The organism is Nocardia rosealba, from assembly GCF_020216065.1.
GTDB classification, from domain to species: domain Bacteria; phylum Actinomycetota; class Actinomycetes; order Mycobacteriales; family Mycobacteriaceae; genus Nocardia; species Nocardia rosealba.
Genome location: NZ_JAIWNA010000007.1, coordinates 48,226 through 69,937 on the forward strand (window position 1 = coordinate 48,226; position 21,712 = coordinate 69,937).

The 21,712-nt window shown below is 68.7% G+C and carries 25 protein-coding genes; 9 read left to right on the forward strand and 16 right to left on the reverse strand.

Annotated features, from left to right (window positions below; translation table 11 throughout):
- Positions 1 to 57 precede the first annotated feature (57 nt).
- From LDL21_RS23445 to LDL21_RS23455, 3 genes are all read left to right on the forward strand, one after another.
- Complete coding sequence (locus LDL21_RS23445) at positions 58 to 1,341, forward strand: MFS transporter (RefSeq protein WP_225281768.1); 1,284 nt, start codon at positions 58 to 60, stop codon at positions 1,339 to 1,341.
- A gap of 294 nt (positions 1,342 to 1,635) precedes the next feature.
- Complete coding sequence (locus LDL21_RS23450; RefSeq protein WP_225281769.1) at positions 1,636 to 2,949, forward strand: citrate synthase; 1,314 nt, start codon at positions 1,636 to 1,638, stop codon at positions 2,947 to 2,949.
- A 40-nt stretch (positions 2,950 to 2,989) separates the two neighbouring features.
- On the forward strand, positions 2,990 to 3,349 hold the full coding sequence (locus tag LDL21_RS23455) for an FKBP-type peptidyl-prolyl cis-trans isomerase (protein WP_067492438.1): 360 nt from the start codon (positions 2,990 to 2,992) through the stop codon (positions 3,347 to 3,349).
- 54 nt (positions 3,350 to 3,403) lie between these two features.
- On the opposite strand, the gene LDL21_RS23460 is transcribed toward LDL21_RS23455, so the two are convergent.
- Entirely contained in the window at positions 3,404 to 3,964 is a 561-nt protein-coding gene (locus LDL21_RS23460; protein WP_225281770.1) for a hypothetical protein, read from the reverse strand.
- 203 nt (positions 3,965 to 4,167) lie between these two features.
- Between LDL21_RS23460 and LDL21_RS23465 the strand changes: the two genes are divergently transcribed.
- Complete coding sequence (locus LDL21_RS23465) at positions 4,168 to 4,791, forward strand: DUF8020 domain-containing protein (RefSeq protein ID WP_225281771.1); 624 nt, start codon at positions 4,168 to 4,170, stop codon at positions 4,789 to 4,791.
- A 67-nt stretch (positions 4,792 to 4,858) separates the two neighbouring features.
- On the opposite strand, the gene LDL21_RS23470 is transcribed toward LDL21_RS23465, so the two are convergent.
- Positions 4,859 to 6,019 carry a YhgE/Pip domain-containing protein gene (locus LDL21_RS23470; RefSeq protein ID WP_225281772.1) on the reverse strand — a complete coding sequence of 387 codons (1,161 nt, stop codon included), beginning with the start codon at positions 6,017 to 6,019 and terminating at the stop codon, positions 4,859 to 4,861.
- 239 nt (positions 6,020 to 6,258) lie between these two features.
- Here LDL21_RS23470 and LDL21_RS23475 point away from each other — a divergent pair, with 239 nt between their 5' ends.
- A complete protein-coding gene (locus LDL21_RS23475; protein ID WP_225281773.1) occupies positions 6,259 to 6,912 on the forward strand; it encodes a DUF8020 domain-containing protein in 654 nt (217 codons plus the stop codon).
- Between the two features lie 84 nt (positions 6,913 to 6,996).
- Here the strand turns inward: LDL21_RS23475 and LDL21_RS23480 are convergent, their stop codons facing one another.
- The 12 genes from LDL21_RS23480 to LDL21_RS23535 form a co-directional block, all read right to left on the reverse strand.
- On the reverse strand, positions 6,997 to 7,572 hold the full coding sequence (locus LDL21_RS23480) for an alkaline shock response membrane anchor protein AmaP (protein ID WP_225281774.1): 576 nt from the start codon (positions 7,570 to 7,572) through the stop codon (positions 6,997 to 6,999).
- The gene (locus LDL21_RS23485) at positions 7,569 to 8,105 is read right to left on the reverse strand and encodes a DUF6286 domain-containing protein (protein ID WP_225281775.1); all 537 of its coding nucleotides are present in this window, start codon (positions 8,103 to 8,105) and stop codon (positions 7,569 to 7,571) included. The genes LDL21_RS23480 and LDL21_RS23485 overlap by 4 nt, the downstream gene beginning before the upstream one ends.
- Positions 8,102 to 8,455 (reverse strand): Asp23/Gls24 family envelope stress response protein, encoded by a 354-nt coding sequence (locus LDL21_RS23490; protein ID WP_225281776.1) that lies wholly within the window; start codon positions 8,453 to 8,455, stop codon positions 8,102 to 8,104. Before LDL21_RS23490 ends, LDL21_RS23485 begins: the two co-directional genes overlap by 4 nt.
- Positions 8,452 to 8,640 (reverse strand): hypothetical protein, encoded by a 189-nt coding sequence (locus LDL21_RS23495; protein ID WP_067492453.1) that lies wholly within the window; start codon positions 8,638 to 8,640, stop codon positions 8,452 to 8,454. The genes LDL21_RS23490 and LDL21_RS23495 overlap by 4 nt, the downstream gene beginning before the upstream one ends.
- Position 8,641: 1 nt before the next feature.
- Positions 8,642 to 9,112, reverse strand: coding sequence for an Asp23/Gls24 family envelope stress response protein (locus LDL21_RS23500; protein WP_067640974.1), 471 nt, complete (start codon positions 9,110 to 9,112; stop codon positions 8,642 to 8,644).
- Positions 9,113 to 9,185: 73 nt separating this feature from the next.
- Positions 9,186 to 9,521, reverse strand: a complete 336-nt coding sequence (locus LDL21_RS23505; protein WP_225281777.1) for a hypothetical protein — start codon at positions 9,519 to 9,521, stop codon at positions 9,186 to 9,188.
- A complete protein-coding gene (locus tag LDL21_RS23510) occupies positions 9,518 to 9,886 on the reverse strand; it encodes an Asp23/Gls24 family envelope stress response protein (RefSeq protein ID WP_225281928.1) in 369 nt (122 codons plus the stop codon). Before LDL21_RS23510 ends, LDL21_RS23505 begins: the two co-directional genes overlap by 4 nt.
- Positions 9,887 to 9,891: 5 nt before the next feature.
- The gene (locus LDL21_RS23515; RefSeq protein ID WP_225281778.1) at positions 9,892 to 10,464 is read right to left on the reverse strand and encodes an Asp23/Gls24 family envelope stress response protein; all 573 of its coding nucleotides are present in this window, start codon (positions 10,462 to 10,464) and stop codon (positions 9,892 to 9,894) included.
- Positions 10,455 to 11,018, reverse strand: a complete 564-nt coding sequence (locus LDL21_RS23520) for an RNA polymerase sigma factor (RefSeq protein ID WP_225281779.1) — start codon at positions 11,016 to 11,018, stop codon at positions 10,455 to 10,457. Before LDL21_RS23520 ends, LDL21_RS23515 begins: the two co-directional genes overlap by 10 nt.
- A gap of 119 nt (positions 11,019 to 11,137) precedes the next feature.
- The gene (locus tag LDL21_RS23525) at positions 11,138 to 12,460 is read right to left on the reverse strand and encodes a sensor histidine kinase (RefSeq protein WP_308017162.1); all 1,323 of its coding nucleotides are present in this window, start codon (positions 12,458 to 12,460) and stop codon (positions 11,138 to 11,140) included.
- A gap of 41 nt (positions 12,461 to 12,501) precedes the next feature.
- The gene (locus LDL21_RS23530) at positions 12,502 to 13,212 is read right to left on the reverse strand and encodes a response regulator transcription factor (RefSeq protein ID WP_225281781.1); all 711 of its coding nucleotides are present in this window, start codon (positions 13,210 to 13,212) and stop codon (positions 12,502 to 12,504) included.
- Between the two features lie 161 nt (positions 13,213 to 13,373).
- The gene (locus LDL21_RS23535) at positions 13,374 to 15,404 is read right to left on the reverse strand and encodes an AMP-binding protein (protein ID WP_225281782.1); all 2,031 of its coding nucleotides are present in this window, start codon (positions 15,402 to 15,404) and stop codon (positions 13,374 to 13,376) included.
- 316 nt (positions 15,405 to 15,720) lie between these two features.
- Between LDL21_RS23535 and LDL21_RS23540 the strand changes: the two genes are divergently transcribed.
- From LDL21_RS23540 to LDL21_RS23555, 4 genes are read left to right on the forward strand one after another with little or no spacing between them, the layout of a single operon-like run.
- Positions 15,721 to 19,410, forward strand: a complete 3,690-nt coding sequence (locus LDL21_RS23540; protein ID WP_225281783.1) for a HAMP domain-containing sensor histidine kinase — start codon at positions 15,721 to 15,723, stop codon at positions 19,408 to 19,410.
- Positions 19,407 to 19,820: a roadblock/LC7 domain-containing protein gene (locus LDL21_RS23545; RefSeq protein ID WP_011207200.1), complete on the forward strand. Its 414-nt coding sequence runs from the start codon at positions 19,407 to 19,409 to the stop codon at positions 19,818 to 19,820. The genes LDL21_RS23540 and LDL21_RS23545 overlap by 4 nt, the downstream gene beginning before the upstream one ends.
- Positions 19,821 to 19,827: 7 nt before the next feature.
- A complete protein-coding gene (locus LDL21_RS23550; protein ID WP_067492470.1) occupies positions 19,828 to 20,202 on the forward strand; it encodes a DUF742 domain-containing protein in 375 nt (124 codons plus the stop codon).
- The gene (locus LDL21_RS23555; protein WP_174550224.1) at positions 20,183 to 20,785 is read left to right on the forward strand and encodes a GTP-binding protein; all 603 of its coding nucleotides are present in this window, start codon (positions 20,183 to 20,185) and stop codon (positions 20,783 to 20,785) included. The genes LDL21_RS23550 and LDL21_RS23555 overlap by 20 nt, the downstream gene beginning before the upstream one ends.
- A 49-nt stretch (positions 20,786 to 20,834) precedes the next feature.
- Here LDL21_RS23555 and LDL21_RS23560 read toward each other — a convergent pair whose 3' ends face one another.
- Positions 20,835 to 21,377: a hypothetical protein gene (locus LDL21_RS23560; RefSeq protein ID WP_225281784.1), complete on the reverse strand. Its 543-nt coding sequence runs from the start codon at positions 21,375 to 21,377 to the stop codon at positions 20,835 to 20,837.
- Entirely contained in the window at positions 21,374 to 21,649 is a 276-nt protein-coding gene (locus LDL21_RS23565) for a helix-turn-helix transcriptional regulator (protein WP_225281785.1), read from the reverse strand. Before LDL21_RS23565 ends, LDL21_RS23560 begins: the two co-directional genes overlap by 4 nt.
- Between the last annotated feature and the right edge of the window lie 63 nt (positions 21,650 to 21,712).

Here is a 21,712-nt window from a genome sequence, read left to right on the forward strand (position 1 = left end):
ATATCTCACCGAGCGCAAACATGGGACGTTTCATCGTGACTGGTTAATCTCCGGCGCGTGAAACTGCTCGCCGACACCCGGCCCCTGCGTAATCGCGACTATCGCAGGCTGTGGACGACCAACATCGTCACCGTCATCGGCGCGCAACTGTCGGTAGTCGCGGTGCCGCAGCAGATCTTTCAGATCACCGGCAGCTCCGGCTACGTGGGTCTGGCCGGCCTGTTCGGCCTGATTCCGCTGGTGGTGTTCGGGCTGTGGGGCGGCGCGCTGGCCGACGTGATGGACCGGCGCACCCTGCTCGTCATCACCACCGCGGGCACCGGGGCGACGGCCGTCGCGTTCTGGGTGCAGGCCGCGCTCGGCCTGAACAATGTGTGGCTCGTGCTCGGCTTGTTCGCCACCCAGCAGGCGTTCTTCGCGGTCAACCAGCCGACCCGCGGCGCGCTGATCGCCCGGCTGCTGCCGCCCGAGCAGATCGCCGCCGCCAGTTCGCTGAGCATGACCGTGCAGAACGTGGGCATGATCGCCGGACCGGTCCTCGCCGGTGTGCTGATCCCCGTGCTCGGTCTGTCGACGCTGTACCTGCTCGACGCGATCGCGCTGCTCGCCACCCTGTGGGCGGTGTGCCGCCTGCCCGCCTTCCCGCCGAGCGGTGAGCAGCGCCGGGCCGGCCTGCGAGCCGTGATCGACGGCTTCCGCTACCTCACCGGCCAGCGGATCCTGCTCGCGTCCTTCGTCGTCGACATCATCGCCATGGTGTTCGGCATGCCGCGCGCACTGTTCCCGCAGATCGCGCACGAGACGTTCCACGATCCGGCCGAGGGCGGGGTGGCGCTCGGTCTGTTGTTCGCGGCGATCTCGGCGGGCGCGGTGCTGGGCGGGGTGTTCTCCGGGTGGGTGCCCCGGGTGCGCAGGCAAGGGCTGGCGGTGATCGTGTGCATCGCGATCTGGGGCGTGGCGATGGTCGGTTTCGGCCTCGCGGTCGGGCTTGCCGGGCACCTGTTCGGGCTGGGGGTGTGGTTGTGGATCGCGCTGGCGTTCCTGGCGCTCGGCGGTGCGGTCGACATGGTGTCGGCGGCGTTCCGGACGGCGATGTTGCTCAACGTGTCGACCGACGAGATGCGCGGTCGGTTGCAGGGGGTGTTCATCGTGGTTGTCGCCGGTGGACCGCGGGTCGGTGATGTTGCCCACGGTTTTGCCGCCGCGAGCCTGGGTACTGCTGTTGCCGCCGCGGGTGGTGGCGTACTCGTGGTGATCGGGGTGCTTCTCGCCGCATTGGCCTTCCCCGCTTTCGTTCGCTACCGCGTGGCTCGCGCGCACGCCGAGGTTGTCGCCGAATAAGTTGGGAGACAAGGAAATACATGGTCGAGGCGGGTGGTGGGCAAGTTCGGGCCGTGACCACCGGTTCCGGCCCCGCCGCGTGCCGTGTGAACCCGGATCCGCGCAGGTGGAGCACCTCACCACGGATTCGCCCCGGTGTGAGCACAGCCCAGGCCAACCCTGATTGCTCATCCACGGCCGACAAGAGTTAGCGTTACACCAAGCGCGCCGTCTGCCGACCGCAAACGGCGCACGGTTCGGCGCCGGGTTTCAGGGCTCGGCGAGAATCTCAACTAGCCTGAGAGGGATCCTTCCGTGCCCGCTGAGAACATCACCAACGTCGCCGATGACGCCAAGGCGGTACTGCAGTACCCCGGTGGCGAGTTCCCGATCTCGGTCACCAAGGCCGCGGAGGGTAACGACGGGCTCGACTTGGGCAAGCTGCTGGCCAGCACCGGTTACGTCACCTACGACCCCGGTTTCATGAACACCGCGTCGACCAAGTCGGCCATCACCTACATCGACGGCGAAGCGGGCATCCTGCGCTACCGCGGCTACCCGATCGACCAGCTCGCGGGCCGCTCGACCTTCATCGAGGTCAGCTACCTGCTCATCTACGGCGAGCTGCCGACCCAGGCCCAGCTCGACGATTTCACCGACCGCATCCGCCGCCACACCCTGCTGCACGAGGACCTGAAGCGGTTCTTCGACGGCTTCCCGCGTAACGCGCACCCCATGCCGGTGCTGTCGTCCGCGGTGAACGCGCTGTCGGCGTACTACCAGGACTCCCTCGACCCGCGCGATCCCGAGCAGGTCGAGCTGTCGACCATCCGCCTGCTGGCGAAGCTGCCGACCATCGCGGCCTACTCGTACAAGAAGTCGGTCGGTCAGCCGTTCCTCTACCCCGACAACTCGCTGTCGCTGGTCGAGAACTTCCTGCGGATGACCTTCGGCTTCCCGGCCGAGCCCTACGAGGTCGACCCCGAGGTCGCCGCCGCGCTCGACATGCTGCTGATCCTGCACGCCGACCACGAGCAGAACTGCTCCACCTCGACCGTGCGCCTCGTCGGTTCCTCCGACGCCAACCTGTTCACCTCGGTGTCCGGTGGCATCAACGCACTCTGGGGCCCGCTGCACGGCGGCGCCAACCAGGCCGTGCTCGAGATGCTCGACGAGATCAAGGCCAACGGCGGCGACGTCAAGGAATTCATCCGCAAGGTCAAGAACAAGGAAGACGGCGTGAAGCTCATGGGCTTCGGGCACCGCGTCTACCGCAACTACGACCCGCGCGCGACGCTGGTCAAGCAGGCCGCCGACAAGATCCTGTCGAAGATCGGCGGCGACGACCAGCTGCTCGACATCGCCAAGCAGCTCGAAGAGGCCGCCCTCACCGACGACTACTTCGTCTCGCGTCGCCTGTACCCGAACGTCGACTTCTACACCGGCGTCATCTACCGCGCGATGGGCTTCCCGACCCGCATGTTCACCGTGCTGTTCGCGATGGGCCGCCTGCCCGGCTGGATCGCGCACTGGCGTGAAATGCACTCCGAGCCGCTCAAGATCGGCCGCCCGCGCCAGATCTACACCGGCTACGGTGAGCGTGACTACCGCGCTATCGACAACCGCTAGTCATCTGGACAACGCACACTATCGAAGGGGATAGCCCGCAATGACCAAGCCGGAAATCGAATTCCAGGAGGGCCCGCCGCCCTCTCAGCTCGTCATCAAGGACATCATCGAAGGCGAAGGCGCCGAAGCTGTGCCCGGCGGCACCGTGGAGGTCCACTACGTCGGCGTCGAGTTCGAGACCGGCGAGCAGTTCGATTCCTCCTGGGACCGTGGTGAATCCATCACCTTCCCGCTGCGCGGCCTGATCCAGGGCTGGCAGGACGGTATCCCGGGGATGAAGGTCGGCGGCCGTCGCCAGCTGACCATCCCGCCGGAGCTGGCCTACGGTCCGGTCGGTGCGGGTCACCACCTGTCGGGCAAGACCCTGGTCTTCGTGATCGACCTGCTCGACGCCAACTGAGCTGAGCTAGCGGCGGCCCGTGTTTCCCTCAGGGAGACACGGGCCGTCGACGTTTCACATGGGATCGGCTTGGGCGCACAACCACCGGACGCCGACTTTGCGCATGGTCAGGGCGAAGGTGGTCTTCTGCGGCATACCCACCGGGTCGGTGAAGGACGTGCGGTGGGTGGTGAGGAAGACGACGATGACGTACTCGTCTCCGGCGCCGGACCTCACCAGGCACTCCGGTTCGCCGACGACCGCCGAGGTCGATCCGAGCGGTTCCATCATCTGGCGCAACGAGTCCGTGCTCGTGGCGAAGTCGTCATGCATTGTGCCGGTGGTTCCGGCCTTCATACTGTCGAAATAGGGCCCGAGATCGCTGTAATGGTAGGTGGCCATCGCGCGCGCGAAGTCGCAGGCCGCCAGGCGCGCGGCTTCCTGCGGGGCGACCACGGGTTCGCCGGGCAGGGCGGTGGGCGTCACGGGGTCGCGTTGCAGGGCGACCGCACCCGCCGTGCCGCCGATGACCAGTGCCAGGCCGAGCAACACTCCGAGGACGATCCAGCCGGCGCGGTGCGACCGGGTCGCCGGTTGTGGCGCGACATTGTGTGTACCAGAGCCGGTTTCGATCATCGTGCCCCCCTTCCCGCGCGTCAGCTTACGGGCTGCGACGACCCGTGGCACGGTCCGGTCGGGCATCGGGGTAATGTGCGGCGAGTGTGACCGGAGCCATAGCTCCCGTGTGTCTCGTTTCCAATGCGTTGTCCATGACAGTGACTTGTTCGATTCGTCCGGGGCCCGGCTGCCCGGGTGATTCGGGAGGGAGATTCTCGATCATGTTCCACCACAAGGTTGTCCGTCACGCGCTGGCCGCCGTGCTGCCCGTCGCCGTCGCGGTGAGCGTGGTCGGTGCCGGGACGGCTTCGGCCGAATCCGATCAGGTGCGCTTCGCGCAGGGGCTGGCCAGCACCGGCGAAGGGTTCAGCACGACTGTCGCCCCGGACCTGCGCACCGTGTCGGCCTCGCTCTCCGACGGTCGTTTCGTGCTCGGCCCGCAGGGTGTCGTCGTCGAATCGGCCGCGGGCGAGCAGACCGGGCAGATCCCCACCTCGTTCACCACGGCGGGCGGAAACCTCATCTCCCTCGCCACCGAGATCGCCGCCGACGGCCACAGCCTCACGGTGACCCCGCAGCCCACCCCCGCCGCGACGGCCGAACTGCGCACCATCGCCACCAACCCCGCCGCCCAGTTCCCCGACCCGGTCCAGAACGCCGCAGCCATCGGTGCGGGCATCGGCCTCATCGCCGCTGCCGTCGTCTGCATCCCGATGATCACCACGATGATCCTCTACCTGCCCTGCGTCGGCCTCGTCGGCCTCCCCAACGCCCTGGTAGGCGCCCTGATCGGCGCCATCGTCGGCGTAGCCGCCCCGGACGTCATCCCCCAGATCCTGCCCTGACCCCGAAACCCCTGCGGCCCGGTCTACTTCGACCGGGCCGCAGGCATTTCCAGCGCAGATACCGGGGCTACTCGTGGACGACCTCGACCGGGTCGGTGAGGGCGAGGGCGAGGGCGGATTGTTGGGACTGGCCGCGTGGGGGGAGGGCTTCGAGGGCCTTGTTGGTTTGGGTGTTGAGGTTGCCGACGATGTTCTGGAGGGCGCCTACGCCGCCGGTGAGTTGTTCGATGGCCGAGACCAGTTGGGCGCCGCCCTGTTCGGCGAGGGTGGGGAGGTCTTTGGCGAGGGCGGCGCCCTGGGTGAGCTGGTCGCGGGCGCTGTTGAGGCGGGCTACGACGGTGCGCAGGAGGGTGCCGAGGTCGGTGTCGGGATCTACTGCGGCGCCGGTCAATTCGCTCAGGCCGGCCAGCTGGGTGCCCGCCTGATTCGAGACCGCCTGGAGCGCTTCGAGTTTGGTGATGATGCCGGCCAACTGGGGGTCGGCGGCGAAGGGGAGTGCCTTCAACGGCGGCAGGATCTGGTCGAGACCGGAGCCGAGGGCGGCCGCGCTGTTCTGCACGCCCGCGACGGTCACGCCGGTGGAGCTGAGGGCATCGGCGAGCTGGGTGGCCTGCAGTGCCGCGCCGTCGACGGTCTGGTTCAGCAGCTCGATCGCCGAAGTGAGCTGTCCCGCACCCTGTTTGGCGAAGTCGAGGAAGCCGAGCAACTGCTCCGCGCCGCCGCTGAATTGGTCGGCCCCATCGGCGGCCGCGTTCACGCCCGCGCTCAGGAGCTGGGCGGTGAACTGCACCGAGGTCATCTGATTGCGTGCCTGCGACACCGCCGCAAGTGCCGCATCCACGCCGGACGCGCCGATCCGGTGAGTCACCACGTCGACCGCGCCGTTCACCGTGCCATGGTCGGCGCCCTCGTGTGTGGTGACGGTGACCTTGGCGCGCTGCGGTGTCGGCGTGGCGAGGGTGGCCATGGCCGAGGTGAGATCGGCGGGCAGCGTGATCACCGCGGCGTAGTCGCCGGGGTCGACCTCACCGGGCTTCGCGAGCGTCCACTCGTAGCCGCCCGCGTCCTTCACCGCCTTGGCGACCCGTTCCCCGGTCGGTCCGGTGTCGGCGTTGACAAGCGCGATCCCGGTCGGCGCGGAATCCGTTGTGGCGCAAGCGGCGACGGTGGCACCGGTGAGCAGGACGGCGGTGAACAGGCAGAGCAGGCGGGCGCGTGTGTGGATCACAGCCGCGACGGTATCGGGACAGTTCGGTGCGGGTCGTGGGGGTTGTCTGAGAGTTCGTTGAGGAACACCTGTTCCCACTCATCGGGACTGTTAACCCCCGAATGCTATGTGCTGTGTCACAGTTCCGGTTTCGCAGCTGTTCTGTTCGGTACAAATCTCGAGTCAATCGACATCGAGAATTTTTTCGATTCGTCCGGGGGTTCGGGGGTCACCGGAGGCATCGGGAGGGAGACATTTTCATGTTCCGTCACACCATCACCCGTGCGGGTCGCCGCGCGTTCGTCGCCGCGCTGCCGCTGGCCGTCGCCACCTCGCTGGTCACCGCGGGCACCGCTGCCGCCGACGTGACAGAGCGTCAGGCGCAGATCGCCACCGGCCTGTCCAGCGTCGTCTCCGAGGGCGGTGTCGACTTCCGCAGCTCTGTCTCGCCCGACCTGCGCACCATCTCCGCGACCGTCGAGAACGGCCGCTTCGTGCTCACCCCCGACGCGCTGACCGTGGTGTCCGCCGAGGGCGTCACCGTCGGTGAGGTGCCGCTGAAGCTGAACACCGTCGACGGCAACGCCATCGCGGTCGCCTCCGTGATCTCGGCCGACGGCAAGAGCGTGTCGATGGCCCCCGCGCTGTCGGCCGACACCAGCACCGAGCTGAAGAACATCGCCACCGACCCGGCCGCCGCCAACCACGACCCGGTCCAGAACGGTGCCGCCGCGGGCGCGACGATCGGTGCGATCGCCGCCGCCATCCTGTGCGTCCCGGCCCTGGCCGCGTTCATCATCGGCTACGTCTTCTGCGCCATCCCCGGCGTGATCTCCACCGCCATCACCGGCGCGGTCATCGGCGCCGTCATCGGCCTGGTCATCCCGGAAGCCGTCCCCCAGGTCCTGCCCTGATGATCCGCACCCGCGGACGATAGCTCTCGGCTCGACACACGAAAGCCCCGCACTCGCCGTCCTGGCGGGTCGCGGGGCTTTCGGCTACACGGCGCGCTTGGTTCTTCCGCGATCGGCGATCCGGAACTCGACGCTCACCGGAATCGCGCTGAGCTCCAAGGCTGTTCGCAACCGGGGAACGGCGTGACCGAGTATCCGTTTGCGCAATGCGGTCAGATCGGCGTCGGGGGCGGTATCGACAAGCAGATGCAGATCGGGTGCCAGCTTTGTACCCGAGAGCCGGGCGGTAGCCGAGCGAACCCCGTCGTAGGTCTCGATGTCGGCGGCAACCGGTTCGGCCGCGGCAGCGGAACCGAGACGGGTGTACCCCTGGTCGGTGGAGTCCCCGAGCTGCCACACGGTCTGCTTGGGCAGCCGCGTGAATTGGGCGGCCAGCCACCGCAACGCGGCGAGCGCGAGGACGACGGCTCCCGCCACAGCGAGGAAGAAGACCCAGCGCGGTGGTTCCGCCGTCCCGGGTACCAGCGGCGAATCGCGCGAAATCCGGGCGAAGGCACCGAGGTGTGCCGCGATCAGCAGCCCACCCGCCGTGGCGAGCGTGAGACCGAGCAGTCCGAGCAGTCCGCGATTGAGCCGGGCGGGCCGGTTGACGACGGTCATCGCGTACCTCCTGGTCCGATCGTGCGCAGACTTGTGCGCAGGCGGGGGACAACGGCTGGTCTGATGCGGTCCAACCGGGCGGCTACCGCCGTGCCGAGATTCTCGGCCGTCCGCTCGGCGGTGTGGTTGGTGTGCCCCGCGATGTGGATCTTCTTGCGACGCAACCGGACCCGCGCCTTGTCGACACCGTCGACGGCGCCGGCGGCATCAGTGAGCGCGTGCCGCAGGCTGCGCCGCGCGATCCCAGCCTCCAGATCGTCGCCGGGTTCCAGCGCGAGTACCACCGGCTTGCCCGGCAGCACCGCGGCCGCGAGCAGCGCCGACCCCACCGCGGCGAGGACCGCACCCGCACCGAGCACCCACACGCTGTCCCACGACGTGTCGTGCAGCCGAGTGGCGAGGCTGTCGTAGGAAACCCATTCCCGTGACCCGGTGAGCCGCTGGATCAGCGACACCGCGACGAGCACGGCGACGCCGAGCAACGCCAGCGCGACGACGACGGCCGGGACGACCCGGCGGGGGCGACGCGTCATCGAACTCTCCTTTCCGGCGGTTCGGGCACCATGGCCGACACCTCGATGTCGACTCGTGGCACGGTCAGACCGGTCAGCGCCTCGGTCCTGGCGATGAGGTGCGCGCGGCACGCGTCGGTGACACGGGCGACCGGCGACGGATAGCGGACCGGGAGCCGGACGTGTAGGGTGGCGCCGGTCCCGACGACCTCGGCGCGCACCCGCACATCCGGTTCGACCCCGGCCACCTCGGTCGCGGCCCGAGCGGCGATGCGCCGGACGACGCGCTCGTCGATCGTCGTCGCCCCTGGCAGCTCGGTGGCCGGGGGACCGGCGGTGACGTCGGCCGGCTCGGTGGCGGCGCTGGTCACCTTCTGCTCCGATCCTGCGCCGACCGCAGCAGCCCGGACAGATCGACCTCACCGTCGAGCCAGCGCCCGATCAGCAGGCCGAGGCCACCGAAGATCAGCACCACGGCGAACGCGCCGAGCCCGCCGAAAGCGGCCGCGAAGCCGAGGGACAGGCCCATGACGAGGCAGATCGTGGTGGCGTTCATGTCACTGCACCCGGTCGCGGGTCGGCTGCTGCTGATCGTCGGACTCGTCTTCGATGTAGACGTCATTGACGTTGATGTTGACCTCGACGACCTCGAGTCCGGTCATCTGCTCGATGGCCGTGATCACGTTGCGGCGCACCGCGCGCGCCAATTCGGCGATGGCGACGCCGTATTCGACGACGAGTTCCAGGTCGACCGCGGCCTGCTTCTCGCCGACCTCGACCGAAACGCCCTGACCGATGCTCGAGGAAGCGCCCGGAATGCGGTCGCGCAGTGCGCCGATCGCGCGGGCGGTGCCACCACCGAGGGCGTACACGCCGCGGACCTCACGCGCCGCGAGTCCGGCGATCTTCTGGACAACGGTATCGGCGATGGTCGTCGTGCCCTGGTCGGTCGCCAGCGCGCCCGTACCCTTGCCCGGTGCGCCGGTCTTCTCGACGGCCTTGCTGTTCTCGGTGCTCGTGCTGGTCATAGCTTCCTCCGATGGTGTTGTGCTCCAACATTTCTCGAACTAACACTGGTAGGACACCGTGGCCGGGCTTTCGTCACGGGCGGGGAACGTGATCTGGATCGCTCCCGCCGGCAACGGTTTCGGCGTGCAGGTCGACCACATGGATCCGCAACCCCGCGCCTGCCCACGGGGTTTCGTCGAGCAGCGGGCGAACCGCGGCCTCGAGCTTGTCGATCAGCGGGCGCAGCGGCAAACTCGCGGCAACCACGCGCAACTGCACCGTCGTCTCATCGAGATCCACCGCCGAGCTGCCCGCGTTCCACGGCAACCAGCGACTGTTCTCCAAGCCCATCGGGACAGCGGGATGTACTCCGTCGACGGCATCGATGGCCGCGACGATCCGGTCGATCAATTCGGTCTCACCGCTCACGATCGCCCCGGTTCGATATCGAGTACCCACACCGTCACCCCGTCGACCTCGGCGCCGGTGTCTTCGGTGATCGCTCGCGCGACCGCCTGCTGCACCGCCCGGCCGACCTCGCCGACATGCGCCGACGCCGTCAGCGCCAGATCGACCTGGAGGCTGAGCAGCCCACCGGTACGCCGCACCCGGACACCGGCCGAGGCGGCGGGTTCCTGCCCGATCCAGAGCTGACGGCCGGTGCGAGCGAGCTGACCGACCAGGCCGAGCACCCCGGGCTCGAGCCGGGCGACCCCGGACACCGAGGCCGCCGCCCGCGCGGCGACCGCGGCGATCACGGCGTCGCCGACGATCACTTCGGTTTCGGGCAGCATCCCGGTCACCGGTCCTCCTCGTAGATGTCGACCACGGTGAGGTCGAGCCTGCCCAGGTGCACGCCGACCCGTGCGGTGGCCGCGGCGCGCACCCGTTCGCGCACCAGCGAGACGACGTCCTCGATGCGCGGCACGCCGTGGCGCACGGCGATGGTCATGTCGACGGCGATCACCTGCTCGCCGTCCGCGCCGGGTTCGCTGCTCTGCACCCGGCAACCGCGGGCGCGCACGCCGTCGACGGTGTCGGCCGCGAACCGCAGCACAACGGCCACCGCCTGTTCGCTGACCTGGATGGCGCCGGGATGAGGTGTGTCGAGTGTGAGGGTGCGTCCACGGCGCACATCGGCGCGCACGGCCGACATGATGCGCCCGAACAGATCGGGTGGGGGTGGGTCGGGTTCCTCGATCAGTTCGCGGGTGGCCGTGCGCAAGGTCAGCAGGCTCTCCCTGGCCGCGGCGCACTGCGGGCACGTCGCTTCGTGGCTGTCGATGTCTTTGTCGTCGAGTCGTTCCCACACCTGTTCGAGGCCGCGTCCGCACGGGAGCAGGTAGTCGTTGTCGTTGTGGGTCACCGCCATGGCTTCATCACCTCTGCCAGTTGGGCTCGGGCACGCGCGATCCGTCCGCGCACCGCAGTGCTGTTGGTGCCGACGATTTCGGCGATCTCGTCATAGGAACGGCCGTGCACTTCGCGCAGCAGCCAGCAGGCCCGCTGTTCGGGCGTGAGCAGTTGCAGCGCGTCGGTCAGCGCGGCCATCTGGCTGCTCACCTCGGTGGCGTGCTCGGGTCGGGTGTCGCTGCGGGTCGACGCCGTGGTATCCGGGTCGACCTCGGTGGACGGGCGGCGCGCGCGGATGACATTGAGACACCGGTTGGTCGTCATCCGGTAGAGCCAGCCCGCGAACGCGGCGTCGTCCTGCAGGCGCGCGATCGTTCGCCAGGCCTTGAGGAACACCTCCTGGGTGACGTCCTCGGCCTCGGCGCGGTCGGCCAGCATCTTGGCAGCCAGCCGGAACATCGGTCCTTGATAGCGCAGCACCAGCTGCTCGTATGCGCGGACATCGCCGTCACGCGCCCGACCTGCCAGGGTCGCGTCGTCCAGCTCTGTCTCGGCCGCGGGTGACGTCGTCACACGCCCACCTCCTCCGCTGCTCCTGTGATGGACACCGACGCGCAGGACATCGTCACGGCGAATTATGAGTGATCGTCGTCTCTGTCCCGGTTCCTCGCGGTCTCAGGGGTGTCGCGATCTCAGACAGCGGGGCGAATCGGCAGGTCGAGCACCAGCCGTGCGCCGCCGAGGGTGCTGTTCTCGAAGTAGGCCCGGCCGCCGTGCAGCTGGGCCTGCTGGGCGACCAGAGCGAGGCCGAGGCCGGAGCCGATCTTCGTCGCGTTGGAACCACGGGCGAACCGCTCGAACACCCGGTCGCGTTCCCCGGCGGGAACGCCGATGCCGTTGTCGTCGACCGCGATGACCACGCGGTCGGCGCCGACGCGGTGCGCCGAGACGACGGCCTCGGTCGCGCCGCCGTGTTTCACCGAGTTGGTCAGCGCGTTGTCGACGGCCAGGCGCAGGCCCGCAGGCAGACCGCGGGTGATCAGTTCGGCGTCGGTGTCGATGCGCACCGAAAGGCCGGGGTTGTGCCGCATGGCGTCGTGCGCGGCCTGGTCGCACAGGTCGGCCACATCGGTGGCCACATGGTCGGCTTCGGCGGTGAGATCACCACGGGCCAGCCGTTCCAGTGCGGAAAGCGTCGTCTCGACGCGGGTTTCGGTGCGGGCCAGATCGTCGAGGATCTCGCGGCGCTGGGCGTCGGTGAGATCGAGCGTGCGCAGTACCTCGAGGTCGGTGCGCATCGCGGTGAGGGGCGTACGCAGTTCGTGGGCGGACACCGCGGCGAAGTCGCGGGCGGTCTCCAGCGCGGCGGCGGTCTCGGCCTGGGCCTGATCGACGCGGGCGAGCATGGTGTTCACCGCCTCGGCGAGTTTCTCCGCCTCGTCGACGCCGGAACCGTCGACCGGTTGGGCAGGGTGGTCGGGATCGGGGAAGGCGCTGCGCGCCGAGACCTGCCGGGTGAGTCGCACGATCGGGTCGACAGCCCGACCAGCGAGGAGCCAGCCGAGGGCAGCCGCCGCGGCGACCGCGATCGCGGCGCCCGCGAGTACCCAGCGCTGCTGGTCGGCCGTCGCCTTCGCCGCCTCGGTGGTCGGAATGGCAAGCGACACAGTGCGACCCGCGGGCTGGTTCTCGGTGGTGGTGAGGACCCGGTAGGGCTGGTCGTTCACCTCGACGGTCTGCGAGCCGGGCGCGAGATCCGGCAGCTGGGTGGAGCTGGACGCGGTCACCTGGCCGTTGTCGCGCACGGTGAGCGCCATCGTGTTCTGCAGCCCGGTCAGATTCACGAAACCGGTGGCGAGCACCGGCTCGATCAGCACGATGCGCGAGGCGATTTCGAGTTGCTGATCTGTCTGGGTCACATTATTGCGTTCGATCGCTTGAAAACCCACGAACGCGGCAATGCTCACGATGATCACCGCACCCGCCGCCGCGGCCGCCGCGACCCGTGTTCGCAACGAAAACGATTGCCTGCGACGGACTTTCGGCGACCGCACGGTCATTTAGGTTCCCGCAACACGAATCCGACGCCGCGAATGGTGTGCAAAATCCTTGGCGTGTCATCTATTTCGAGTTTGCGGCGAAGGTATCCGACGAACACGTCGACCACATTCGTATCGGCTATGAAATCGTAACCCCACACCAATTCCAGCAGCCGCTCGCGCGTGAGCACCACACCCGCATTGCGCGCCAGGGTGGACAGCAATTCGAATTCCCTTTTGGTGAGCTCGATTTCACGCCCGTGCAGCAGTGCGCGATAACCCGCGACATCCACCTGCAGCGGGCCGACGGTGATCGCGCCGGGGGCCGCCTGGTCGGGAGTGTCGGTCCGCCTGCGCAGCAGGGCGCGGATGCGGGCGACCAGTTCGGCCAGCTCGAACGGTTTCACCAGGTAGTCGTCGGCACCCGACTCCAGCCCGGCGATCCGGTCGTCCACCGAGGCACGGGCGCTGAGCACGCAGATCGGCACGTCGTTGCCCATGGCCCGCAGCGCCGTCACCACCCCGGCGCCGTCGAGGACCGGCATGTTCATATCGAGCACCACCGCGTCGGGCGCGTGCTCGGACACCGCCCGCAACGCGGCGCCACCGTCGCGGGCGACGAGCACCTGGAACCCGGAGAGCCGTAGACCGCGCTCCACCGAGGCGAGCACGTCTTCGTCGTCGTCGACGACCAGCACGGTAGCGGCAGCGGCAGCACGTTCAGTCACGCCGCAATCCTAGGGGGACTCGAGCGTCGAAAACTGCCGCCGATGTCCTGTTCTCGGCGCGCCTCCGCCTCTGGACTGAGCGGAGGGTGCGACGAAGGAGTGCCCGGAGGGAGGGAAGAGGCGGAGTCAAGCGCCGAGAACCGCGGCGCCAGCCGCCAATGTCACGGTGCTACCTGGTCGCCGTCGTGGTCGGGGGTGGTCGGCCTGCCGAGCGGGGGGTTGGCGAGGATGCGGTCGGCCAGGGCGGTGAGGACGGCCGGGTCCTCGATGGTGGCCGGGGGTTCCACGTGCTCACCGGCGGTGAGCTGGCGGATGGTCTTGCGCAGGATCTTGCCCGAGCGGGTCTTGGGCAGGCCGGTCACGACGATCGCGTCGTGCAGGGTGGCGATGGCGCCGATCTGCTCGCGCACCCGTTCCACGAGCTCGTCGCGCAACTGGTCGGGCTCGATCTCGACGCCCTGCTTGAGCACCACATACGCCAGCGGCAGGCTGCCCTTGAGTTCATCCGGCACGCCGATCACGGCGCACTCGGCGACGGCCTCGTGCCCGGAGATGGCGGCCTCGATACTGCCCGCCGAGAGCCGGTGCCCGGCGATATTGATGACGTCGTCGGAGCGGCCGAGGACGTAGAGGTAGCCGTCTTCGTCGAAGTAGCCGGAGTCGCCGGTGAGGTAGTGGCCGGGGAACGCCGAGAGATAGGAGCGCACGAACCGCTCCCGGTCGCGCCACAGACCGCTCAGGCAGCCGGGGGGCAACGGCAGGCCGATGACGATATTGCCCTCGGTGCCGTTGGGTACCGGGTTGCCGCTGGCATCGAGCACCCGCAGGCGGTACCCGGGCACCGGCACCCCGGCCGAACCGGGCTTCACGGGCAGTTCCTGCAGGCCGAGCGGGTCGGCGCAGATGGGCCAGCCGGTCTCGGTCTGCCACCAGTGGTCGACGACCGGGGTGTCGGGATGACCGGCGAGCAGGGTGTCGCTCGCCCATTCGAAGGTGGCCGGGTCGAGCCGCTCGCCCGCGCAGAACAGGGCACGCAGCCGGGACAGGTCGTGGCGGCGGGCGGCGGTGGCCTCCGGGTCGGCGCGGCGGATCGCACGCAGCGCCGTGGGGGCGGTGAACAGTACTCGCACGTCGTGTTCGTCGACGATGCGCCAGAACGCGCCCGCGTCGGGGGTGCCGACCGGTTTGCCCTCGTAGAGCACCGTGGTGGCGCCTACGAACAAGGGCGCGTAGACGATGTAGGAGTGGCCGACCACCCAGCCCACATCGGAGGATGCGAAGAACACCTGACCCGGGCCCACGTCGTAGATATTGCGCATCGACCAGGCGAGGGCGACCGCGTGGCCGCCGTTGTCGCGCACCACGCCCTTGGGCTTTCCGGTGGTTCCCGAGGTGTAGAGGATGTAGAGCGGGTCGCAGGCGCCCACGGTCACCGGCTCGGCCGGTTCGGCGTCGGCGACGGTGGCGTCCCAGTCCAGCCAGCGCGCGGCGATGGTCTGATCCGAGGCGGGCAGCACGTCGGTGGCGGGCTGGTCCTGGGCGAACTCGATGGTCGGGAACTGCGGGCGCTGTTTGACGAGCACCGTGCGTACCGAGGTGCTCTCGGCCAGGTCGAGGGCCTGCAGCACGATCGGCGGGTACTCGATGCGGCGGCCCGGCTCGAGCCCGCCCGACGCGGTGACGACGAGCACCGGCTCCGCGTCGTCGATGCGGGCCGCCAGCTCGGGCGCGGCGAACCCGCCGAAGACCACCGAGTGGACCGCGCCGATGCGGGCGCACGCCAGCATGGCGATCACGGCTTCGGGGATCATCGGCAGATAGATCACCACCCGGTTACCGGCGACCACGCCGAGATCACGCATCGCCCCGGCGAAGTGTTCCACCTCGCTGAGCAATTCCGCATAGGTATAAGTCGTTGTGGTGTCGGTCATGCCCGACACATAGATCAACGCGGCCTGATCCGAACGTCCACCTTCGGCGAGAGTTCCGCCGCGCACATGACGATCGAGGGCGTTCACACAGGTATTGAGCTTGCCGTCGGGATACCAACGGGCCGAACGTTTGTCGGCGGCATCGAGAGTGTGCTCGGGGGCCAGATCCCACTCGATCTCGCGAGCGGCGGCTGACCAGAAGTCGGCTGGATCGACCAGGCTGGTCTGATAGACCGGCCGGTACTCGTGTTCGGTGTCCAAGCCTGTGACTCCTAGCCTCGCTTCGTGCCCGCTCGATAGATCCTGATGATTGTGGCAGACTTCACGCGACACCCGAGGGGGTGCCGCGACCTTTGGTTTTGCCTGTAACGGGCAGGTCATCGCGCGGACCTCTACCGGGAGTCGGCCAAGAAGTTATTGATCCGTTAGAATCTGTTGTCACTTATTCGGGCAGTCGTAGACGCAATTTCTCGGCCAGCCGCAGTTCTCGGCCAGCACCGTCTGGCGAGCCACCATTGCGCCTGTGGAGGTTCGTGATGGCGCACGGTACGAGGCCAGTTTGGAAAGTGAGTGGGAGATGCGTGACGCCGCTAGGTCCGGCAGCAAGCGCTGGGCGCTCGGCAACTGGGACCTGCGTTGGAAGGTTACGGCCGTCTTGGCCGTGCCTCTCGCGGTCGCGGTCGGGCTCGGCGTGTCGAGGATTACCTCCGAGTTCACCGAGGCCAACCGGCTTTCGAGCATCAACGAGCAGGTAGACGCGATTCCGTCGGTCACCTCGCTCAGTGCTGTGACCGCGCGGGTGACCGGTAGCCAGACGGTGCCCGCCGGTCCCGGGGTCACCCTGGTGACCGATCAGGACCTCGTCGACCTCGACGCCGCCATCACCGAGGGTGAGGGCGCGCTCGGTCGACTCGTCGACCTGCCGAAGGCGCATTCCGCGCTCGAGCGGATGGTCGCCCAGGCCAAGAATGTGCGTGCACAGGGCAAGGGGCTCACGGCCTCGCCCGAAACCGCGCTCGCCTCGGTCGAGCAGATGCGCAAGGACAGCGTCGCGATCGTCGAGTCGACGATCGCCCAGGTGAGCAACCCGGTCATGGACACCGCGAAGCTGCGCCTCGTCGACTCGCTCAACACCCGCTCGGTGCTCGTCGACCAGCTCGCCGCGATCTCGGAGATGCTGCGTGGATCGCCCGCCGGTCCGCAGAACTACCTCACCGGCGTGAGTACCGAACGTCACTTGCTCGACGTGCTCGCCAACCGCTTCCCCGACGGCGACCAGGTGCTCGCCGACCTGAAGACCCAGGCCGACATCCGCCAGAACCTGGTGAGCGGGCCCGACGTGCAGGCGGGCAAGCTGCCCATCGGCGAGATGCGTACCTCGCTGGTCACCAGCCTCGTGGCCTACGAAAGCGTCGTCGACGGGTCGACCAAGGCCATCGAGACCTCGATGGACGAGCTCACCACCTCGGCCGCCACCGGCGCCTGGACCTACACCGCGGTCGTCATCGCGACCATCCTCGCCGCGCTGCTGCTCGCCGTGTTCGTCGCGCGCTCGATGATCGTGCCGCTGCACCGCCTGCGCCTGGCCGCGCTGCGCGTCGCCGAGTCCGACCTGCCCCACGAGGTCGCCCAGCTCCGCAACGGCGCCGCCCCCGAGGACGTACCGCTCGAGCCGATGCCGGTGCGCTCCGACGAGGAGATCGGTCAGCTGGCCCGCGCCGTCGACGACATCCACGGTCAGGCGCTGCGCCTGGCCAGCGACCAGGCGCAGATGCGTTCGCAGGTCAACGACATGTTCGAGACGCTGGCGCGGCGGTCCAAGTCGCTCGTCGACCATCAGCTCACCCTGATCGAGGCGATGGAGTACGACGAGAAGGACCCGCGCCTGCTCGAGAACCTCTTCCGCCTCGACCACCTCGCCGCGCGCATGCGCCGTAACGGCGACAACCTGCTGATCCTCGCCGGCACCAAGCAGCGGCGTTCCAAGTCGGCGCCTGTCGAGATCGCCGACGTGCTGCGCGCCGCGATCTCCGAGGTCGAGGACTACGAACGCGTCAAGCTCGGTGCTACCCCGCGCGGTTCGCTCGTCGAACCGGCCGCCTCCGACCTGGCGCACCTGTTCGCCGAGTTGCTCGACAACGCGCTGCGCGCCTCTCCGCCGGAGACCGACGTCAAGTTCACCTTCGCGCAGGCACACGACCAGGGCCTGCTGATCGAGGTCGCCGACCGGGGCATCGGTATGCCGCCCGCGGAGATGACCGACATCAACCGCAGGCTCGAGCAGGCCGCCGAGCCCGGCCCCGACACCGCACGTCACATGGGCCTGTTCGTGGTCGGCCGCCTGGCCGAGCGGCACGGTCTCACCGTTCGCCTGCGCCCGACGTTCGACACCGCGCGCGATCCGGGCGTCACCGTCACCGTGCACGTGCCGGTCGGCCTGATCGTCTCGGGTGCCGGTGGCGCGGTCGTGCCGCCGAACCAGCTGCAGAAGCAGCAGCAACCGCCGCAGCAGCAGAAGCCGCAGCCCCAGCAGCCGCAGCAGCCGAGCACCATGCAGACCCGGGCGATCACCCGTACCCCGGGTGGCAACATGATGGTCACCGTCGACCCGGGCGTGAGCCCGCCGCCGACCGGTCCCGGTGGATTGCCGCAGCGTCAGCCGGGCAATGCCATGGCGCAGACGCAGGACGGCAACGAGCAGTCCACGTCGTTGCGCCCGGCCGCCCCCGGTCAGGGCAATGTGCCGCAGCGCGGCAAGCTGGCCGCGGCCAACCTGCCCAAGCGCAATCTGGCAGCGGGTGGTCCCGGCGCGCCGCAGCGTCCGCAGCCACCCCAGCCACCCCAGCCCCCGCAGGGCAAGCCGGGCGAGGCCAAGCCCGCGCCGACGGCCGGTGGCCTGCCGCAGCGTCAGCCGGGAGCCAACGGTGCTCCCGCCCGCGAGCAGGGTCAGCCGCCGCGTGACGCGGCACCCACACGTGAGGGCGGCCTGCCGCAGCGTTCGCCCGGCGCCAACGGCGCGCCGCCGCGTGACCCGTCGACCGGGCTGCCGCAGCGCGACCCGTCGAACCGCGCACCTCAGCGCGACCAGACCGGTGGTCTCCCGCAGCGTGACCCGGCGAGCGGCCCGCCGTCCGGTGGCCTGCCGCAGCGCGCGCCCTCGAGTGGCCTCCCGCAGCGTGACCCGTCCAACGGTCTGCCGCAGCGTGAGCAGACCGGTGGTCTGCCACAACGTGATCCGTCCACCGGCCTGCCACAGCGTGCGCAGAACAACCCGCCGACCGGTCTCCCGCAGCGTGGCGGCCCCGTGCCGCAGCGTGATTCCGAGCCGCTGCAGCGCGACCCGTCGACGGGCCTGCCGCAGCGTGGTGGCCCTGCGCCGCAGCGTGATTCCGAACCACTGCAGCGCGATCCGTCGACCGGTCTGCCGCAGCGTGGTGGCCTGCCCCAGCGCGAGCCGACCCCGCGTCTGCCGCACCGCGAGCAGTCCGGCGGCCTGCCGCGCCTGGACAACCCCTCCGGCGGTCTGCCGCAACGCGATCCGGCCAACGGGCTGCCGCAACGCAACCCCGCCGGTGGCCTGCCGCAGCGCACCCCGTCGGAAACGCCCGCCGCCCACCGGGATACGGCCGAGGGTGGCCTCCCGCAGCGCGCGCCCGGCCTCCCGCAGCGCGGTGAAGCCGCGCCGGAGCGCCCACTCGGACCGAATGGGCTGCCCCAGCGTGCTCCCGGCGCTACTGTGGTACCGCAGGCGAACGCCGGGCCGGGAGTGGCTCTGCCGCAACGGGATCGGGATCCTGCGGAGCCGGGGAACGCTGCGTCGGCAGGGCGTGATCCGGGACGGCACAGCTATCGGTCGAATCCGGCCAAGGCCGCGTCGTTCTTCCAGACCAGGTTGCAGCCGGCACCGGAGGGCGATTCCGTGATGGGCGGAACGCCGATCTTCGCGGAGATGATGTCGGCGTGGCTCACGGACGAGAATTCCGACCGGTCCCAGCTGGCCGCCGCCTTCGAATCACCCGGTGACGAAGGTTGGCAGGCCGCGCGACGGGCCGCCGAGGCGCAAGCCGAGGCCCGAACGGCCGCCGGCTTGCCACAACGCAATCCGGGCGGAAGGCTCGTGCCCGGTGGCGTGACCGGTAACGCCGACCGCACACCGAAGCGCGACCCTGAAACCATCAGGTCCAGCTTGAGTCGTCACCAGCAGGGCGTCCGGGATGGCCGCGCAATGAAGGCAATGAACCTAACCGGAGATAAAGGAGACCGATGAACCCCGATCTAGGTGGTACGAACCGTCAGCTGGATTGGCTGGTTTCGAACTTCGCCAACGAGGTTCCTGGCGTAGCCCATGCTGTCCTTGTCTCGGCCGACGGCCTGCTGATGGCCGCCAGTGCCCAGCTACCGGTCGACCGCGCGGAGCAGCTGTCTGCTGTCACCGCCGGTCTGGCCAGCCTGTCCGTCGGTGTGTCGAATCTGTTCGAAGGCGGTACGGTACTGCAGTCCGTCGTCGAGATGGAGCACGGTTACCTGCTGCTGATGGCAGTGGGCGACGGCTCCTATCTCGCGGTCCTGACCAACACCTCGTGTGACATCGGTCAGGTCGGCTACGAGATGGCTCTGTTGGTCGAGCGTGTGGGCCAGACCGTCCAGGCCACGCCACGCGTCACGATGGGTTCCTGATGGTGGGATGGACATAGACGATCACCGCATGGGAAGCGCCGAGCCAAGCCTCGTTCGCCCTTACTCGTTGACTTCCGGCCGTACCAGGCCGGCAGTCGAGTTGGCGTTGGAGGCTCTCGTTGCCTCGCATCCGGTCGCCATGGAGCGGCAGTTCGAACTGAACAACCTCGAAACGTCCATCGTGGAGTTGTGCAGACAATCGCCGTCCGTCGCCGAGATAGCCGCCCAGCTGCGCATCCCCATCGGGGTTGCGCGGGTACTGGTGGCCGACCTCATCGAGGCCGGTCATGTTCGGGTCTCGGCGACTTTGAAAGACGATTCCAGCGACGATGAACGTCGCGAGCTGATCGAAAGGGTTCTCAGTGGACTCCGGCGTATTTGATTCGACGGCGCAGGTCGACACCCGCACGAGCAAGCCGACTTCGGCGAAGATCGTTGTTGCCGGTGGCTTCGGTGTCGGTAAGACCACGTTGGTCGGTGCGGTGTCGGAGATCGTTCCGCTGCGCACCGAGGCGTTGGTGACCAATGCCAGTGCCGGAATCGACAACCTCACCGGCATTCCGCAGAAGTCGACCACCACGGTGGCCATGGACTTCGGCCGGATCAGCCTCGCCGACGACCTGGTCCTGTACCTGTTCGGTACGCCGGGCCAGTACCGGTTCTGGTTCATGTGGGACGACCTCATCCGCGGCGCCATCGGCGCCGTGGTGCTGGTCGACACCCGCAGGCTGGAGGACAGCTTCGCGGCCGTCGACTACTTCGAGGCCCGTGGCCTGCCGTTCCTGGTGGCGCTCAACGAGTTCGACGACGCACCGAAGTACCCGCTCGAGGACATCCGCCAGGCCCTCGCGGTCCCCGCGGATGTCCCGATCATGTCGATCGACGCCCGCCGCCGCGAGCCGGCCAAGCAGGCACTGGTCTCGCTCACCGAGTACGCGCTGCGCAAGGTGATGCAGGGCTACTGATCGGCGGGTGGGGCTGCGTCGATGAAGGCCGCAGCCCCGGTGTCACCCGTCAGGGTTCCGGTTCGGGATCGGGACGGGTCCAGCCGATGATCATCGCGGGCGCGCAACCGCCCGCCATGATCGCTGCCAGCAGCATGAGTCCGCCCGCGTAGGCGGTGCGATACGCATCGGCTTCGGGGTCGATCGCGCTTGTCCCGATCAGGAAGAACAGACCGGGCAGGGTCAACGACTGGGTGAGGGCGAGGCCGACCGAGCGGGCTTTGTTGCGCTCGGCGATCTCGAATTCGTCGAGCATCTGCTCCGGTGCGTAGTCCTGTCCGCCGCTGGCGATCCGGAGCATGGTCCAGGTGGGCAGGAACAGCAGCAGCGAGATCGTCGCGATCACTACGGGCACGACCCGCAGGTCGAACGCGCACAGCACGCCCGCGATCGCCACGCCGATCAGCGCGGTCGCGGTACCGATCACCAGTAGCCGCCGACGTTGTCGCGGCCGCCAGCTTTTCAGCATGCCCGCCGTGCGCTGTTCCTGCACGAGCCAGCGCCGCACCCGATAGTCCTGATAGCGGTCGATCAATCCGGTCGCGCTGGTCATGACTTGCCTTTCGTTCGTGGATACACCTCGGCCGAGAGCGGGCCGAATTCTGTGCGGGAGAAGACCGCCTCCACCGGCAGGGCGAACACATCGCAGATGCGCAGCGCCAGGTCGAGGCTGGGGTAGTGGTCGCCGCGCTCGAGCGCGCCGATCGTCTGGACATTGACATTCACCGCGTCGGCCAGGGCCGCCCGGCTCATCCGCTGTTCGGCGCGCAGCACCGCGATGCGGTTGTAGATCGGGAGGGTTTCCCCTCGTCTCACTGGGCTCACACAACATAGTGTTGTAAAAACACAACAGACTGTCAAGACTATCCGCGATATCGTGATCGCCCG

What these genes read in the sequence shown, in the direction of transcription:
- LDL21_RS23455 (WP_067492438.1), top strand. Translation starts at nt 2,990, where the DNA reads ATGACCAAGCCGGAAATCGAATTCCAGGAGGGCCCGCCGCCCTCTCAG.
- LDL21_RS23460 (WP_225281770.1), bottom strand. Translation starts at nt 3,964, where the DNA reads ATGATCGAAACCGGCTCTGGTACACACAATGTCGCGCCACAACCGGCG.
- LDL21_RS23465 (WP_225281771.1), top strand. Translation starts at nt 4,168, where the DNA reads ATGTTCCACCACAAGGTTGTCCGTCACGCGCTGGCCGCCGTGCTGCCC.
- LDL21_RS23475 (WP_225281773.1), top strand. Translation starts at nt 6,259, where the DNA reads ATGTTCCGTCACACCATCACCCGTGCGGGTCGCCGCGCGTTCGTCGCC.
- LDL21_RS23480 (WP_225281774.1), bottom strand. Translation starts at nt 7,572, where the DNA reads ATGACCGTCGTCAACCGGCCCGCCCGGCTCAATCGCGGACTGCTCGGA.
- LDL21_RS23485 (WP_225281775.1), bottom strand. Translation starts at nt 8,105, where the DNA reads ATGACGCGTCGCCCCCGCCGGGTCGTCCCGGCCGTCGTCGTCGCGCTG.
- LDL21_RS23495 (WP_067492453.1), bottom strand. Translation starts at nt 8,640, where the DNA reads ATGAACGCCACCACGATCTGCCTCGTCATGGGCCTGTCCCTCGGCTTC.
- LDL21_RS23500 (WP_067640974.1), bottom strand. Translation starts at nt 9,112, where the DNA reads ATGACCAGCACGAGCACCGAGAACAGCAAGGCCGTCGAGAAGACCGGC.
- LDL21_RS23510 (WP_225281928.1), bottom strand. Translation starts at nt 9,886, where the DNA reads ATGCTGCCCGAAACCGAAGTGATCGTCGGCGACGCCGTGATCGCCGCG.
- LDL21_RS23515 (WP_225281778.1), bottom strand. Translation starts at nt 10,464, where the DNA reads ATGGCGGTGACCCACAACGACAACGACTACCTGCTCCCGTGCGGACGC.
- LDL21_RS23540 (WP_225281783.1), top strand. Translation starts at nt 15,721, where the DNA reads ATGCGTGACGCCGCTAGGTCCGGCAGCAAGCGCTGGGCGCTCGGCAAC.
- LDL21_RS23545 (WP_011207200.1), top strand. Translation starts at nt 19,407, where the DNA reads ATGAACCCCGATCTAGGTGGTACGAACCGTCAGCTGGATTGGCTGGTT.
- LDL21_RS23550 (WP_067492470.1), top strand. Translation starts at nt 19,828, where the DNA reads ATGGACATAGACGATCACCGCATGGGAAGCGCCGAGCCAAGCCTCGTT.
- LDL21_RS23560 (WP_225281784.1), bottom strand. Translation starts at nt 21,377, where the DNA reads ATGACCAGCGCGACCGGATTGATCGACCGCTATCAGGACTATCGGGTG.